This window comes from Bacteroides sp. AM07-18, assembly GCF_003602695.1.
GTDB lineage: Bacteria > Bacteroidota > Bacteroidia > Bacteroidales > Bacteroidaceae > Bacteroides > Bacteroides uniformis.
In genome coordinates this window covers 133722-150223 of record NZ_QTLM01000002.1, presented here as the reverse complement: position 1 = coordinate 150223, position 16502 = coordinate 133722, and the positions used below count along the sequence as shown (strand labels likewise).

The following is a 16502-nucleotide window of genomic DNA, read 5'->3' as shown; positions in this document are numbered from 1 at the left end:
GTAACTATTATAATTCTATTAAAAGCATACTTTATATGCTTGATAACTAATAGACAAAACGCTTTCATACATCATCTAAAATCCTTATCTTTATAAGCAATTAAGAAACATAAGTTGACAAGAACAATGGCAATATTTAGTATCTGTAAACAAATCAATGACCCTCGTATTGACAGAAAACGTGTACATTCTGCCGATGCCATCGTTTATATCGCCATGGCTGCTGTCATATGTGGCGCGGAGTCCTGGTATGAGATAGAGGATTTCGGCAATGCCAAGATTGACTTTTTCCGCGAGCGTCTTCCCGGATTGGAATCCATCCCCAGCCATGATACCTTCAACCGCTTTTTCAGCGCTCTGAACCCTGAGTATTTCGAACGTATTTTCCGGCACTGGATGTTTGAGATTTGTGAGAAATATGAGGGTGTCGTGGCCATTGACGGCAAGACCATCCGTGGTGCCAGCAAGTGTACCTCTTCCCACCCCGCCGGGAATCCCGGATTTAAGCTCCATATGGTCAGTGCCTGGGCTACAGCTAATGGAATCAGCCTTGGACAACTGAAAGTCAATGAGAAACATAACGAGATTGTGGCTATCCCCTTGTTGCTGGAAGCATTGGACTTAACCGGATGCCTTGTAACCATTGATGCAATGGGCTGTCAAACGGATATTGCCAAAAAGATAATAGAGTGTGGGGCGGATTATGTCCTGGCTCTTAAAGAAAACCATCGGAATCTTTATAATACAGTCAAAGGATGGTTCGATGATTTGGACAAGAAGAATATAGATGTCAACAAGGCTTATTATGCCACCAGATACGGCAAATACATAACGGAGGAAGAGGCTCATGGCAGACACGAACGCCGTGAGTGTCTTGTGTACAGTTGCCAGGCGTTAACCGGGATGTTAAAGGATTGGAAGGGATTGAAGGCAGTTGTGAGAATCTCCTCGCAAAGAACCATCAGGACGACAGGCGAGACGACTGTAAACCATAGGTTCTATATCACTTCATTGGGACTTGAGCCTCAAAGAATAGCAGAAGCCATACGGGCACATTGGGCTATTGAGAACAATCTACATTGGCAATTGGATGTCTCCTTTAATGAAGACGCAGGCAGAAAAACGGGCAATGCGGCACAGAATGTTTCACTTATGAATAAAATAGCACTGATGGTCATTAAGAAAAATGAAAGAAAGGGAAGCGTGAAAGGAAAAAGAAAGGCTGCTGGATGGGATGATGAACTTCTTTGTGAACTTTTATCAATGAAATATTTTTAATGCGTCAGCCCTGCCCATATGAACAAGAAAGCCCACCATAGTGAGCCGTTGACAGACAAGGTGCTTCAACACGACAAACCTCTGTGATTCAGCATAGAAAGCAAAGGGGTATACATCTTTCTTGCCATTGTTTTTCCCGGATGCCACGAAGCGAGCGGACGATACGCTATGAGAGTAACGCCTTACCCTCATGCTGCCCTCATGGTTACCCTCATAGCTGTATGCCCGATGGACAAAGGGATGCAGCACATTATGAGGGCATGAGGGTAAAAGTGCGCTCAACTTTTTGTCGGGGCTGAGCTGAATCTTGAGCAAATACTGCATCACAAACAATGCAATTATCTCTCAAGTTTTCTTATAAGTACTGATTATAAACCAAGTATGTCGCCATAATTAGCTTATACTATCCGTATTCAGCGTAGCGAAGAATCTCTTCTCTGCGTATTCATAAAGAAAGTAGATTCTTCGCTACGCTCTGACTATACCTTGATGAAATAATCAGAAGAGGTTTTGAGCGAAGCTAATGACAGATACCGATAATATAAAAGAAATAAAAGAACATACTTATAAAAGAATAAAGTCCCGGTTAAATGGAAAGAGTCCGGTACAATACCGAACTCTTTCTATAACCGGTTAATGTTTAACCTGTCCAACTTTTGGGGCGCACTTCACCTGCAGCCCTTTTCATTATAATACTTTATATTCTTTCAGCACATTGTTCTTACTGAATACTCCCGGTATTGTCCTTGAAGTTTAACTTCACTGTTTGTCCGGCAGCTACCTTAACGGCATCCTGATCATTGCCTTTACCGCGGAATAGAATCTTGCCATCAAAAACATTAAATTCAGTTTGCCACCAATCGCAGTTCTCCAATTTTACACACATACGCAAATTCCCTTCTTTGCATACCGGAGACACATACTCACCTTCTGCATTCAATTTGAATTTATCAACATCTGCCAACTGAGCATCCCATCCACCAGCTGCTGCATCACCAATCAAGTAAGGCTCCGGTTCAGAAAGAACAATCTTTCTGTTTATGCTCTTCTTATCCGCAGAAAGTGTACATATCACTACTATCTGATAATAACCTGATGTACTGATTACCAAATTAGCTCCACCTGCCGGATATTCGCCATACCCTTTGGGTTCTTCGTTTTCAGCTCCAAAGTTGTCACCAGTATCCCAGCTCATTTCATTATTGAACTTAACGCCTTGACCTGCTTCAATATAATAGATTCCCCAGAACATACCATCGTGACTATGTACCGGTATCATTTCCGGTGCATTTTCCCACTTCCAATCCCATGGTGCACCAACAACAAACATCTTTTCGGGTAACGTAGCACTTGAAGTGTCTTCTGCCGTACAAATAGCCTGAGCAGAAAAAACACCGGTGCGTAAATCCAGTTTCAATGTAACATCATAAATGCCAGCTTTACCTACAGTAAAGTTATCCCCTCCACCTTTACATTCACTGAATGCCTCGGAAATAGCACCTTTTGCGACGGCTCCCATATTTGAGTGCATCTTCACTGTTGCCCCTTGATAAGGAATATCCACGCCCCAATTATGCAAGTAACGGAACTTCATTTCTTTCTTATCCAGTGTTACATCTTTTATAGTATACTCCACAGTAGCCTGAGCTTCATTCAAAGCACCCACCATAGCAGTTTCATCATCCCACTGCTGAGGAGTTGCATCACCAATAATACCAAAATCAGTAGGGATAACCGTGAGCTGATTATCAGCCTTATTAAAAGCTACATAATATAATCCGTCTTTCGCAACCGTGAACGGGCTACCACCTACGGTCAATCTATAAGTCGGAGCCGGAGTCGTAGCAACAGATTCTCCACTGCCATAATTGATTTCATTGCCTTCAGAATCCACCTCCAACATAGTGAAACTCCCTGATGATTTGAGCCATGTATAGATTCCTACAATATTAGTTCCTTCCGGAGCATTGTCAAACGCTGGAGTTGTCAATTGAGAGGAAGTGGCAGCCGCACTATAAATTGTAGCATCACCCGTAATATACAATCCTGTCGGAACAGCCGTAATCACCTTCCAGTTATCATTTCCTTCTTCACAACTTGTCCCTACTGCCAGTAGCAATAAGAGTGTTGCTATATATTCAAATACTTTTTTCATTTTATCAAGTATTAAATCATTAAACATTAGTAACCGTAATTCTGAGTCAACTTAGTATTCAGACTTAAAACATCTTCATGGATAGGAAACACGGTAGTATATCCGTTAGCTTCACCCTGTAGTTGAGGTCTGTCAGTGTAGGCACGTGTAAACTTACCAAAGCGTACCAAATCTTGGCGGCGCAAACCTTCCCAAGCAAATTCCCTCAGACGCTCTGCCAACAATGTTTCAAGGTTAGCTACTACATCTGTACTTGCTCCAGCGCGAGCACGAACTTCATTCAGTTCAACATTTCCACTTTCGCCATTTCTTACCTTTGCCTCACTTATCATCAATAATACATCAGCATAACGGAACAAAACGATGTCATTCGTTTGCAATTTACCATCATTGGTTGCAGCTGCATCCAGTTCGTATTTTTTCATGCGTGCACCGGCAGTTTTTTCAGAAGCCTTACCAGACATATCCAATGAAATTTCAGCAGGAAGATACTCCAAATCTGTTCCATCATCCAATTTAATAATACCTTTCGGTCCTTCTACTTTACCGGCATAATAGGTAACATCAAAACGTGGGTCTACTGCATTTGTTCCATATCCAAAAGCATCGAGAGCTTCTTTGGTAGCCGAAGAGCCATTCCATCCCCCCTGTCCATAAGCATTACCATGATTATAATGACGGGAACGGATCAAGTTATAGAACTCATTTTTATACAAATTAGGATCCATGGGAATAGTAAGAATGTTCTCTACTGAAGTTTCATTTTTCGTAGAGAAGTTGGAAGCAAAGTTATCGGCCAACTGATAGCCCAACTCTTTAATCTTAGTACCATAAGCGATTGTAGCTTCCCAAGCATTTTTTTCTGCTCCATCCACAGTAAACTTGATAGTTTTCCCATCGGGCTTTGAACCGTCAGTCCAATTATCGTCTGTATAAATTTCGGCATTCAAAGCCAATTTTGCCAATAGAAAGTAAGCAACCGGTTTCGTTATTCTACCGTAATACTCACCCGGCAAGTTGCTATGAGCATCACTCAAATCAGCTACAGATTCCTCAAGTTCTGTTTTCACAAATGTGAATACAACGGAACGTTCAGACTGTTCGACATCAGCCATTGCCGTAGTAGAAGAGGTAACCAACGGCACACGAGCAAACATATCCAACAGATAATAGTAATACAAAGCACGGAATGCGCGAACCTCGGATATATACTTGGGCACAGATGTATTTTCGGGGTCTTTCGCCAAAATTTCATTCAACTTATCCAATGATTTATTGGCTTGAGCAATTACCCTATAAAGATAATCCCATGAACCTTTTACCAAGTCGTTCTTCGTTCCCCATTTATGAAGGAATACATCCTGCCACAACCCTCCATCATACCAGTCACCACCACGTGTAGGGATAACAGCCTCATCGGTAGTAAAAGTATTCAAGTCATAAAGACCACGGTCAGTACCTTGTAAACCCGATCCACCACCATTAGCACCTACTTCGGTATAGAGCGAAGCTACTGTATTTAAATAGAGTAGCGTAGAATTTTGATATGCCTGTTCCTCCGTAATCTGATCTTTCGGATTCTCTTCCAAAAAAGCATCGCAAGAAGACAAACCGACAGTTGCCACTGTTGAAATCAACAAGCTATATAATATATTTTTTTTCATAATATACATCTAATTAAAAGTTAACACTAAGTCCTAAAGAGTAAGTACGAGACAACGGATAGAAACGTTTGTCATCAACACCCAAATCACCACCTACGGTAGTACTGTTAATCAAAGGAGAAAGCCCTGAGTAGCCGGTAATTGTAGCCAAATTATTTACAGAGAACGTGACACGCAAGGACTTGATAGCTTTCATGTTCTTTGTATTAAGATTCCAACCCAATGTCACATAATCAAAATGCAAATAGTCACCTTTCTCCAACCAATAGTCTGTCACTGTCTGGTCTTTAATATTCTTCTCTGGAGCTCCTTGCATTACGTTGTATGTGGGGAACTGATTCATATTCATGTAGGATAAAGAGGTACCGTTATATATTTTGTGCCCGAACGCACCATTCATTTGCACCTGAATATCAAATTGTTTATAACGGAAGCTAACATTAGCACCCAATAAAGCTTTAGGCATAGCCTGACCTGCTATATAGCGATCTTTTCCATCTGCAAGGTCAACCCCTTCAACACCATCAATGTCTTGGATGTGGTAAGTATAGTCACCAAATCCATTATCGACCAAACCGTCGCATTTAGGTAAATAGAATACACCCACCGGCTGCCCCACCATCTGATAGATAATCTGATTGTAGCCACCAATGAAGCCAGCACCATTCATGCCACCCAAATTCATATATTCTTTGGCGGTCATAGCTTCACCCATATATGTGCCATTCAACGAGAGCAACTTATTCTGTTGGAAAGCTATGTTAGCGTTGATATTCAACTCCATATCTTTGGTTTTCAGAGGAGTTCCACCCAATGATATTTCAATACCCGTGTTACGCATAGCTCCCATATTGGCAAGCAAAGTAGGATAGGTAAAAGGAGGAACCTTCACATCATAATTGTAAAGCAGGTCGGTTGTCTTTGAATTATAATAATCAAAACCCAAAGTCAAACGTTCGTCAAACATTCCCAAGTCAAAACCAACATCAAAAGTTTTCTTAACTTCCCATTTCAAATCCGGATTATAATTGCGGGTCACCCCCATAGTTACTACAGGAAGGCCATTTACTGTAGTTGTACCATTCGGACTCATCAAAGGCAAAGACATATAGGAACTGATAGCATCCTGATTACCAGCAAGACCATAACCAGCTCTAATCTTCAAATTGCTGATAATATCAATATCTTTCATAAATTCTTCTTCAGAAAGCACCCAAGCCAAAGATGCTGACGGGAAGAAAGCCCATTTGTTGTTTGCTCCAACTTTAGAAGAACCATCTGTACGGGCGTTCACAGTTACAATGTATTTATCGGCATATGAATAATTAACACGTCCCATGAAAGATGCCAAACTCGGATTATTATAATAAGAAGTGTTATTACCCCATTTTAACACTGCACCTGCTTGCAAATTGTTATATAAAAAATCATCAGAACTAAATCCATTCACTGTAGCTCCAAAACCTGTGTTAGTTACCCTTTGAACTTCAGCCAAAGCTAAAGCATTGATGTAATGCTTGCCAAAAGCCTTCTTATAGGTCAACATCATATTCGCCAACATAGATTGCGACTTATTGTCACCACGATAAGCTTCACCACGATTACTCAACCCTGCTTTAATAGAAGTAGGGATGTACTTCTTGTTCTCCTTTACATTGTATGTATAAGAACCAAATGCACTCAATTTCAAATCATCTGTAATGCTATAAGTAATGCGTGCATTCGCATTAATAAATGCATTCGTTTCGCGGTCATCAATATCCAAACGACCTAGCGGATTATGCACCTCATTAGCATTGGCATTTTCATCCCACATTCCCGTCTCAGGATTCTTCACATTCGGGAAAGTGGGGTTATAAGAAGCAGCAGAATAAAATGTTTTTTGATAGTCATTCACATATCTGTTTTCTTTCAATGAACCAAACATGCCGAATTCTAATTTCAATTTATTATTGAACATATTTTGCATTGCATCAATCTTTGCTGTATAATTGCGCATCGTATTGTTCTTTATAATACCTTTCTGGTCAATAACGCCAATAGAAGCGCGATAATTGGAATCCTCATTTCCATTTGAGAAAGACAAACGATGATTCTGAGTATAACCGGACTGTTGCATTTCTTCTATAAAATTCGTATCATACCCTTTATCCAGGATACTGATACCCAAATTTTGAGCAGCAGCTCTATATTGACTCGCACTCAACATATCCAGATTCTTATAAACAGTTTCAATACCGAAACTTCCATCGTAACTCAAACTCTTCACACCATTTTTGCCCTTGATAGTAGTAACTACAATTACTCCTGATGCACCACGTGAACCATACTGAGCTGTTTCAGAAGCATCTTTCAATACTGTAAAATTCTCAATATCGGCAGGAGAAATGGCATTCAACATGTTCAAATCGCCAAACACACCGTCAATAATAACCAAAGGGTCATTGCCTCCGGTCAGAGAAGTAGTACCACGAACACGAATAGCGGGGGCAGCTGTAGGGTCACCACCTGTTTTTTGAATATTTACACCAGCTATTTTGCCCTTGATAGCAGCCAATGGATTAACCACTACACCTGCATTCATTTCTTCACGGCCTACTTTTTGAACGGCACCCGAGATAGTTCGCTGACTACCTGTAGCATAACCAATTACCACAACATCACTAAGTAACTGGGAGTCTTCTTGCAAAATAACATTCACATTAGGAGCTGCTTTTACTTCAGCTGTTAAGAAACCGACAAAAGAGACCTGAAGTATTGCACCACGAGAGGTTTGCAACTGAAAATTACCATCAATGTCGGTGATAACGCCATTAGTTGTACCCTTTTCCAAGACATTTGCACCGATTACCGGTTCGCCTGTCGCATCAGTAACAGTACCTTTCACGGTGATGTTCTGTGCATAAGCGCCAACTGACAAGAACAGCCCTAAAACTAGGGTAAGAATCGTTCGATAGATTCTAGGATTTACTTGCTTCATGCATTTAATAAATTAAAGTTAACAATATTAATTACCTATATATATTATTCGTAAAAATAATTTCGTACTTTTGCTTTCTAATGTCTTTCAAGTACCTAAAGCATGACGCCACAAAAATATGCTTTATTAATTTAGTAAAGTATAAAGAATGTGTAAAATGTGGGGAGCAAACAATGCAAACGATTGCATGCAGTTGCACAATACGAAAAAGTCATTTGATTTTGGCTACTTTGCACCATCATACAATGCATCTGTACACTCCACATACGGCATTCCTGCATGCTATGCATATGTTTATTCAACTGAACCACAGAACTTTTCACCGCCTAACGGCCGTAAAGCAATCTGCCAACGGCCGTCAACAAATCGCCTAACGGCCGTCAACAGATCGGATGATGGCCGTTAAGCACTACACAACATCAAGACAAAACAAAAGAAACACAAAGCTTTTACTGAAGAAATGCCATGCATGTATGAACCAAGCAACATACTTTCAGGATATGAATAACGTGTCTGCACAATATTAATATGCCATTAACACGATATTAACAAAATGGCCGACACGATGTTAACTTATTATATTACAACAAGTTAACATCATGTCAACCCTAAAAACAGAGGTGGAAGCAAAATTTGCTTCCACCTTTTTCTGTTGCTTCCACCGCACCTCAAACACCGATGAACAAAGGGGTACAGAGCAGGTGTGGTAGAGTGGAAGCAAATAGTGCTATTTATTTCTCTGAAGTATAAAGTACCAGCTTTCCGGACTTCAATCCTTTAGCCCTTGCCTCAAACACGATCTCACCGGCTTGCTCGCCACTCTGCACAATAGCCGTCAGCTGACCGCTGAAAGCCGGCATCTTGGGCAGATGGAACAAATCGAGGCTGGTAGCATCTCCATTGGCAGCAGCGCGATATTTTCCGGCACCCTTCACCGAGAAGTTTACCATGCGGCTGTCTGCCGGACAAAGGTTACCGTCCTTATCCACGACACGGACTGTGATATATGCCAGGTCCTTACCATCGGCAGACAAGTGGGTGCGGTCGGCAACCAGCTCCAGATGATGGGGCTTGCCAGCGGTACGAATCACCTTTTCTTCTGCAGGATTGCCGGAAGCATCATAAGCCACCACTTTCACTTCGCCCGGTTCATAAGGAACATCCATCCACATCAAGCGATAGCGACGCTGCAAAGCAAGGGAGTCCTGACCTTCCAAAGCACGGCTTTCATCAGCAGTAAGTTTCCGTTGTTTGCCATAACTCTTTCCGTTGACGAACAGTTCGGCACTGGGATAGCTGGTGTAAACAAAAACCGGAGTATTCTCCCCTTCCCTGCCCGGCCACGTCCAGTGCGGAAGGACATGCAAGGTATTTGCCTGCTTGTTCCATAGGCTGCGGTACAGATAGAAACGGTCTTTGGGGAGGCTTGCCAAGTCTATGATACCGAAAACGGAGCTGTGGCTGGGCCAGGAATCCGTACTATAAGGAGAAGGCTCACCCAAATAATCAAAGCCCGTCCAGACGAACTGTCCGATTGTCCAGTCATAATCATCAGACAAAGCAAAATCCTCATCGGGAAGATTCGACCAGGAACAACACTCCACATCATAACCGGAGCACTGATGGTCATCATACATCACACTAGCTCCCTTCTGTACGGGAAATTTATAGACACCACGGGAACTTACAGTGGAAGCCGTCTCCGAACCGAGCACAATATTCTGTGGAAGAGTCTCATAAGACTCCACATAACGGTGAGCCCGATAATTAAGACCGGGTACATCAATCATTGCCGCAAACCCGTTGGCAAGCACACAAGTCACCTGGTCCATACCGCAAGTAACGGGGCGTGTAGGGTCTTCGCGATGGCAAATATCCTGCAGGAAAGAAGCCACTTTGTAGCCCTCGGGACTACATTGGGTAGGAACCTCATTTCCTATACTCCACATTACCACACAAGGATTGTTCCGATAATGATGCAGCATGTTTACCATATCCTTTTCTGCCCATTCGTTGAAATAGCGGTGATAACCATTCTCACATTTGGCAATATCCCATTCATCGAAAGGTTCCAACATCATCATAAAGCCCATCTCGTCACAGAGTTCCACCAATTCGGGTGTAGGCATATTGTGGGAGGTACGGACTGCATCACATCCCATATCCTTCAATAATGTCAACTGACGGCGAAGAGCAGCCACATTGACAGCCGCACCCAACGGGCCCAAATCGTGGTGATTGCATACCCCCTGGAATTTACGGTGCTTACCATTCAGGAAGAATCCCTTATCAGCTATAATCTCAATGCTGCGGATACCAAAACGCGTGGTATATTCGTCAGTCTGTTTGCCATCTACATAAATCTTAGATACTGCCTTATATAAATAAGGTGTCTCAGGGGACCACAGAGACGGAGCATTTATCAGAAAATTCTGCTCAAATGGCTGTCCGTGATTAATTTTCCGGCTATTATCCTTACGGGCTACTATCTTACCGTCCGGCGCAATAATATCAGTAGAAATACGAACATCCGCATCACCGGCATTCCGTATTGTAGTACGCAGACGCACGGAAGCGTATTCATCAGAAACATGCGGTGTGGTGAGCTGTGTACCCCAAACCGGAACATGAACACGTTCCGTAGTAACCAGGTGGACATTGCGATACAATCCCGCCCCCGGATACCAACGGGAGGACTGGGGTCTGTTTTCCAGACGGACAGCCAGCACATTGTTTTTACCGTCGGCATTCAGCAAACCGGTAACATCGCAATGAAAAGAGTTATATCCGAAAGGCCAGAAACAAGCTTCTTTCCCATTGACATAGACCCGAGCCTCACTCATTGCACCATCGAAAACCAGAGTGACCTGCTTGTCTGCAGAAGCATCAAAAGCCGTACGATACCAACCGACACCCACATAAGGCAACCCTCCGGTACGCCCGGTCTTTACGGAAGCTTGTTTTTCAAGGTCTTGCGTAACCGCTACCTCCTGCAAATCGTTGTTGCGGTCGAACGGACCAAAGATGGCCCAATCATGAGGAATGGTCACTGTCTCCCACTTACTGTCGTCGAAATTTGTTTGTGTTGCTTCGGGAACATCTCCCTTGGTGAACTTCCAGTTCTTTTCCAACAATGCTTCTGTACGCTGCGCCATTGCCGCCAAGGCAAAAAAAGCGCAGCAGGAAAAGATAAGTATTGTCTTTCTCATTCTTCTTTAAAAGATTTTGTTAATATAATTATTTAAAAGCATCCATTATCACAGTGGGGCGGCCGTCTTCAGTGAATGCCCCCAGCCGATATTGGTTCGGCCTGCATTCCGGTTCCCAGTAGAACACACCCTTGCAGCGTCCGTCAGTATTCTCTTTGCACTCTTTCAGGACACGGGCCAGTTGGCGTTTCCCTTCTGCCAGTACGGAAGCACTTGCCAGGTTCCCTTTGTCGTCGGCACACTCCATACCGGTTTCCACCACCATCACATCACAGTTATACTTCGCACTTACCGCTTTGATATTTTTGATGCAGTCCGTAATAACGGCATCAGCCGCTGTATATTCCGGCTTGGCATCGCGCGACCAGTAAGGATAGAGTGACATACCTATCATATCCCACTTGCCTCCGTTCTTCTTCAGTTCGTCGAAAAACCAGTTGAACAAACCATTGTCCCATCCGTTGTCCAGGTGAACAATGACGATGGCATCGGGGCAGACCGACTTCACGGCATCATATCCGGTAGTGATAAATGCGCCGAGATTGGCCCAATTCATGGGATATACCACCTCGGAAGAAGCGTTTGCCGGAGCATCTTTCAAGTCGGATTCCTTCACGTCATAGGATGCGCCGCTCAAAGCCTTGTCTTTATCCCACAGCATGCCCGGACGGATTTCATTGCCCACTTGCACCCATTTGGGAGTGACACCGACCGCCTTCAGTTCCCGAAGCACACTCACCGTATGGTCGCTGAGAGCTTTCTTCAAGTCCGCCAGATTCTTACCAACCCATGCGGCAGGTTTATTCTGCTGGGCGGGGTCTGCCCACCAGTCACTGTAGTGGAAATCTATCATCACATCCATATTCAGCGCTTTGGCTCTTTGGGCCTTCACCACCACGTCGGCAGTATTGCACCAGTTGTCGCTCGGGTCTACCCATACACGGATGCGGATGGCATTGAGTCCCAGCTCCTTCATCAAAGCCGTGCATTCACGCTTCTCGCCTTTAGCATTGTAGAAGTCGTATCCTTTGGATTCATATTCGGTGCACCAGCCTATGTCGGCACCTTTAGCAAAGTCCGTAGTAAGAGGCTCTTCCTTATCGGGAAGTCCACCTGCGTTGGGGTCTGTCTCATTATTGCTGCTGCATGCAAATACAGCAAAGGCAATACAAAAAAAGAAAGTCAAAAACTTCATGTGTTTCATGGCGTTATCTTAATTATTTCCGCAAATATAATAATTTAGCACATTTACTAAGGGATGAGGTTCCCAATAATTTGAAATCAACGGTCAATCGGCTGTACAAACCGTCTGAGCTCTTCCATTGCCGGAAGCACCTTTCCCGTATGGTTATCAAAGAGTCCACGGTTCAACCATCCCTCCGTCACAGTATTGCCACTGGCATTCTCCTCGGGAAACCACCAGAACAGCCCGGTTACATTGGCATGACGGCGCAGTTCAGCTACCAGCTCACGAGTGAAGATACGTTGCCCTTCTGCACTGACCGGATAAAACTCGGAATATTCGTCCGCACTTTTTGCCCATCTGTCATTCTCGTGCGAATAATAAGCTGCAGTCTCCACTATCATCACCTCCTTATTCGGGAAGTGGACTGCCAAAGAATCGAGCGTAGCGGCAAGTACCCCCACCGCCTTGTGCCACATAGGATAATAACTGAGTCCGATAATATCATAATCAAGCTGCTGCAGACGATTGTAGTAGGTCCTGGTTTTATTCCATTCGCCGGCTTTCTCGGTATGGATAATTATCTTTGCTTTGGGACAGACTTCACGGCAAGCCCTGGCGCCACTTTCCAAAAGTCTCACTAACAAATCCCAGTTATCACTTCCCAACGGATCGACTTTGGCAGCAGGCCACATCATCCCATTCGTTATCTCATTTCCTACTTGTATCAAATCGGGACATGCACCGGCTTCCACCATAGACCGAAGGGTGTTTTTAGTGTATCGGTACACACTGTCAGGCAATGAGGCCGTTTCGGCATCCAGCCAACAGTCCGGCATGAACTGTTTCCCCGGGTCAGCCCATGTATCGGAATAATGAAAGTCGAGCATGAACTGATAACCCATATCCTTTATCCGTTGTCCGAATTTGGTTACGTAATCCAAATCCTGGCATACTCCTTCTCCCTTATGCTCCGCGGAGGCTTTGGAAGGCTCAACGAAAAGCCGTACACGAACAGCATTCCAACCTTGTTCCTTGAAAAAGTCAAGGGGAGCAACCGGCTCTCCAACTGCATTTCTATATACAGTTCCTGCCGCCTCGTAAGAGGGGAGCAAAGAAATATCTCCCCCCAAAAGACGCTGCTGGGCATGCCCCAACAAAACTTGGAAAGCCAGCAGAATTCCTGAAAACAATACTTTTTTCTTCATATCGAATCTTACCTTATTATTTCATTAATTATTTGCTGAAGAAATGATAATAACCGTCAATGTCATTCAGGATAGCTACGTATTTGCCGGCAACTACCGGAATATTGGCACCTCCGTTCACTCCGAATCCATATGGGAAAGTGGAAGCTCCCCAGTTGGGGGTCCATCCAGCATATAAGAATTTTGCCGTGGTATCTCCACTTGTCGCATCCAACTCATACTTCCAGACATGATTGACCACACCTTCAACCGTATTTACGGGAATCATCTTCGTATCAGTACCCCAACCGTTGAAGTCACCGGAAATCAATAATCCATCATAAACATTTTTCGGTTCATCAGTGGCAACGATGGAGAGAGTGTTCTCTTTCGTGTTCAAGGAAATCTTATAATATCCACTGGCAGGAACATAAAAATCACTTCCCTCACCATCGGCATCCTTGAGACGCGGTTTGTTGAAGTCACCTCCATCAGCTCCCCACTGGTCATCCCACTCACCGGGCACCCTTACAATCTTGAAACCTTTGTCGGACGGGAAGTAACCGGTATAGGTCAATTCTCCCTTACCCGTCACATCATCATACTTGGCACCTTCCACCGGTGACAATGGAATGACTCCCGTACCTACTTCGCTTCCCCAAGAACCATCACCGATACAGCTTCCAATCAAGTACCACAGTTCCGGAGCAGCTGATACCAAAGCTACATAATAGGGAGCAACAGAAAGTTCTATGACATTTGAATAGCACTCGTAACCGGCATTCAGCCTTGCCCTCATTCTCACGTACAAGGATATCCCTTCAGCAGGCAGTTGGCTCGGGTCAGTATAATTGCCCAATTTCATGATAGCTTTGTTCACCAAATCAGCCGCCGCACCAAACTCACAAACTGTGACAGAGCCGTCCATTTCGATATATGTAGCGTCATCCGCTTCTGCAGAAGTGGCGTCATTCCAGGTACCGGAGACAGAAATCTGCGCATAATACTTGACGGGAGCCGTATAACCATAGTCTGGTTGTTCATAGGTCAACCTAATGGAGTCTGTGTTAGCCAAGTCATATACACCGCCTCCCAAGGCAGGCATATTCAGTTCGAAAGTACTGGGTTGCTGTACTGTCGGATTGGAGTCTCTATCATCTGTACATGCAGTGAACATCGCCAATCCCGCCAACAACAAAGTGAATAAATATCTTTTCATATTCTGTTCTTTTTTTGATTAATAACCCGGATTCTGAATTAAGTTGGAATTGTTCGCCAAATCGTTTTCAGGAAGCGCAAAAATCGCTCTGATATTGCTGAATTGCGCACCTTCATAAGTGCCTCCCATCCATTCCCATTTATAGGATGCCTGACCGGCATATTTATTGAACCGTATCAAATCCATGCGGCGGCGGCCTTCAAACCAGAATTCTCTCGCCCACTCATCACAAATATCATCCAACGTATATAGATTCTTCTGGGCAGCATTGGCACGGGAACGAAGTTCATTGATTTTCTCCTTTGCATCCGTATTAGACCCGTTCAAACGGGTAGAAGCTTCTGCATAAATCAAATAAGCCTCAGCAACACGGAAAAAAGGAAGGTCCGCATTTACATAATCGACCACCTGATTGGATTGTCCATCCGAACGGACATTACGAAACTTCACACATGCAAAACCTGCAGTCGCATCCGTTTCGTCTTTAATGGAAGCGGAAAAGCCGTCACCATAGAAAAGAGCACGGTCATCATTGGCCGGAGCTGTCATTTCCGCAACCGTCTTTCCCGAAGGAGGAGTTGCCGTATAGAACTTGTCAAGCAATTGCTTGCGGACCCGGGCGCACTTTCCCCAGCTGCAATTCGTGCCGGAAGGAATCGTAACATCCATTGTTGAATTATAAGTGGCAAGAACCAGAAAATTCATCCCACCATAGCTTTTTGTAGTAACCCCGTCAAAGAGTATCGGAAAAATGTTTTCATACTGTGCCCCATTCGTATTGTTGTCTGCCAGGAAAAGCATCTGATAGGCGGAATAAACTTCACCAGTCACCGGATTGGTAGCTCCCTCCGTACACAGATGATAATACCCGTTGTTTATCACCTTTTCTGCGTAATCCATGGCATTCTGCCACTGGGCAGTACCGGTATAAACCTCAGCATTCAAGTAGAGACGGGCCAGCAAATTCCATGCAGCTACCTTGTCAACACGCCCATAAGTATTCTGTCCCGGTTCTGCCATATCAGCCTCACACTCTTTCAGTTCTTTCTCAATATAATCGAAATACTGGGTACGTGTATAGCGTTCTGCCAATTCAGAAGAGACTTCTTCCGTAAATGCTGCGTTACCATACAAGTCCATGATGTAATAATACTGTAAAGCACGGATAAAACGGACTTCCGCACGTTGCATGGAAGACGTCCCGCCATCATCCGGAATCTGCTCCAAGAAAAAGTTACACAACGTGACAGTAAAATAAAGACGATAATATAGTCCGATAGAGAATGCGGCACTCGCTCCATAAGAATTGTGGAGCATTTCATCCATACCGGTATCTGTGAGCCATATCCAGTGTGCCTCATCCGTAGTGAGCTCATTCAGGTTCCATGCCATGCGGAAAAATTCTGAACGTCCTTCGTCCATGTCGTCAATATCCGCATTACCGCTTGGGCCGGTCTGTCCGGTCAAACAGAAACTTGCATATATCTTGTTAAAAAGAGCATTTTGATCCAAAGTCATGGTTTGCTGCGGATTGATAGGCTTTACATCCAAATCTCCCACACAAGACGAAAACCCTATCATAAGTGTAAAGGCAGCAACCGGAATTAATGATTTCATATTGTTGAAT

At 43.9% G+C, this 16502-nt stretch carries 9 protein-coding genes; 1 reads left to right on the top strand and 8 read right to left on the bottom strand.

Annotated features, from left to right (window positions below):
* Nucleotides 1–126 precede the first annotated feature (126 nt).
* Complete coding sequence (locus tag DW096_RS04090) at nucleotides 127–1278, top strand: ISAs1 family transposase (protein WP_005835756.1); 1152 nt, start codon at nucleotides 127–129, stop codon at nucleotides 1276–1278.
* A gap of 721 nt (nucleotides 1279–1999) precedes the next feature.
* On the opposite strand, the gene DW096_RS04080 is transcribed toward DW096_RS04090, so the two are convergent.
* The 8 genes from DW096_RS04080 to DW096_RS04040 all read right to left on the bottom strand — a co-directional run bounded on the left by DW096_RS04080 (nucleotide 2000) and on the right by DW096_RS04040 (nucleotide 16492).
* On the bottom strand, nucleotides 2000–3433 hold the full coding sequence (locus DW096_RS04080; RefSeq protein WP_118930940.1) for a SusF/SusE family outer membrane protein: 1434 nt from the start codon (nucleotides 3431–3433) through the stop codon (nucleotides 2000–2002).
* 26 nt (nucleotides 3434–3459) lie between these two features.
* Complete coding sequence (locus DW096_RS04075) at nucleotides 3460–5106, bottom strand: RagB/SusD family nutrient uptake outer membrane protein (protein ID WP_087332742.1); 1647 nt, start codon at nucleotides 5104–5106, stop codon at nucleotides 3460–3462.
* 4 nt (nucleotides 5107–5110) lie between these two features.
* Entirely contained in the window at nucleotides 5111–8077 is a 2967-nt protein-coding gene (locus DW096_RS04070) for a TonB-dependent receptor (protein WP_005835749.1), read from the bottom strand.
* A 731-nt stretch (nucleotides 8078–8808) separates the two neighbouring features.
* On the bottom strand, nucleotides 8809–11286 hold the full coding sequence (locus DW096_RS04060; RefSeq protein ID WP_057281758.1) for a glycoside hydrolase family 2 TIM barrel-domain containing protein: 2478 nt from the start codon (nucleotides 11284–11286) through the stop codon (nucleotides 8809–8811).
* A 28-nt stretch (nucleotides 11287–11314) separates the two neighbouring features.
* Complete coding sequence (locus tag DW096_RS04055) at nucleotides 11315–12490, bottom strand: glycosyl hydrolase 53 family protein (RefSeq protein ID WP_009036578.1); 1176 nt, start codon at nucleotides 12488–12490, stop codon at nucleotides 11315–11317.
* Nucleotides 12491–12567: 77 nt separating this feature from the next.
* Entirely contained in the window at nucleotides 12568–13677 is a 1110-nt protein-coding gene (locus tag DW096_RS04050; RefSeq protein ID WP_009036577.1) for a glycosyl hydrolase 53 family protein, read from the bottom strand.
* 28 nt (nucleotides 13678–13705) lie between these two features.
* Nucleotides 13706–14875, bottom strand: a complete 1170-nt coding sequence (locus DW096_RS04045) for a SusE domain-containing protein (RefSeq protein ID WP_009036576.1) — start codon at nucleotides 14873–14875, stop codon at nucleotides 13706–13708.
* A gap of 18 nt (nucleotides 14876–14893) precedes the next feature.
* Nucleotides 14894–16492: a RagB/SusD family nutrient uptake outer membrane protein gene (locus DW096_RS04040; RefSeq protein ID WP_227238581.1), complete on the bottom strand. Its 1599-nt coding sequence runs from the start codon at nucleotides 16490–16492 to the stop codon at nucleotides 14894–14896.
* Nucleotides 16493–16502: the final 10 nt, after the last annotated feature.

Coding starts and splice junctions, on each gene's coding strand:
- DW096_RS04070 (WP_005835749.1), bottom strand. CDS start 8,077: ATGAAGCAAGTAAATCCTAGAATCTATCGAACGATTCTTACCCTAGTT.
- DW096_RS04050 (WP_009036577.1), bottom strand. CDS start 13,677: ATGAAGAAAAAAGTATTGTTTTCAGGAATTCTGCTGGCTTTCCAAGTT.
- DW096_RS04075 (WP_087332742.1), bottom strand. CDS start 5,106: ATGTATATTATGAAAAAAAATATATTATATAGCTTGTTGATTTCAACA.
- DW096_RS04080 (WP_118930940.1), bottom strand. CDS start 3,433: ATGAAAAAAGTATTTGAATATATAGCAACACTCTTATTGCTACTGGCA.
- DW096_RS04090 (WP_005835756.1), top strand. CDS start 127: ATGGCAATATTTAGTATCTGTAAACAAATCAATGACCCTCGTATTGAC.
- DW096_RS04045 (WP_009036576.1), bottom strand. CDS start 14,875: ATGAAAAGATATTTATTCACTTTGTTGTTGGCGGGATTGGCGATGTTC.
- DW096_RS04060 (WP_057281758.1), bottom strand. CDS start 11,286: ATGAGAAAGACAATACTTATCTTTTCCTGCTGCGCTTTTTTTGCCTTG.
- DW096_RS04055 (WP_009036578.1), bottom strand. CDS start 12,490: ATGAAACACATGAAGTTTTTGACTTTCTTTTTTTGTATTGCCTTTGCT.
- DW096_RS04040 (WP_227238581.1), bottom strand. CDS start 16,492: ATGAAATCATTAATTCCGGTTGCTGCCTTTACACTTATGATAGGGTTT.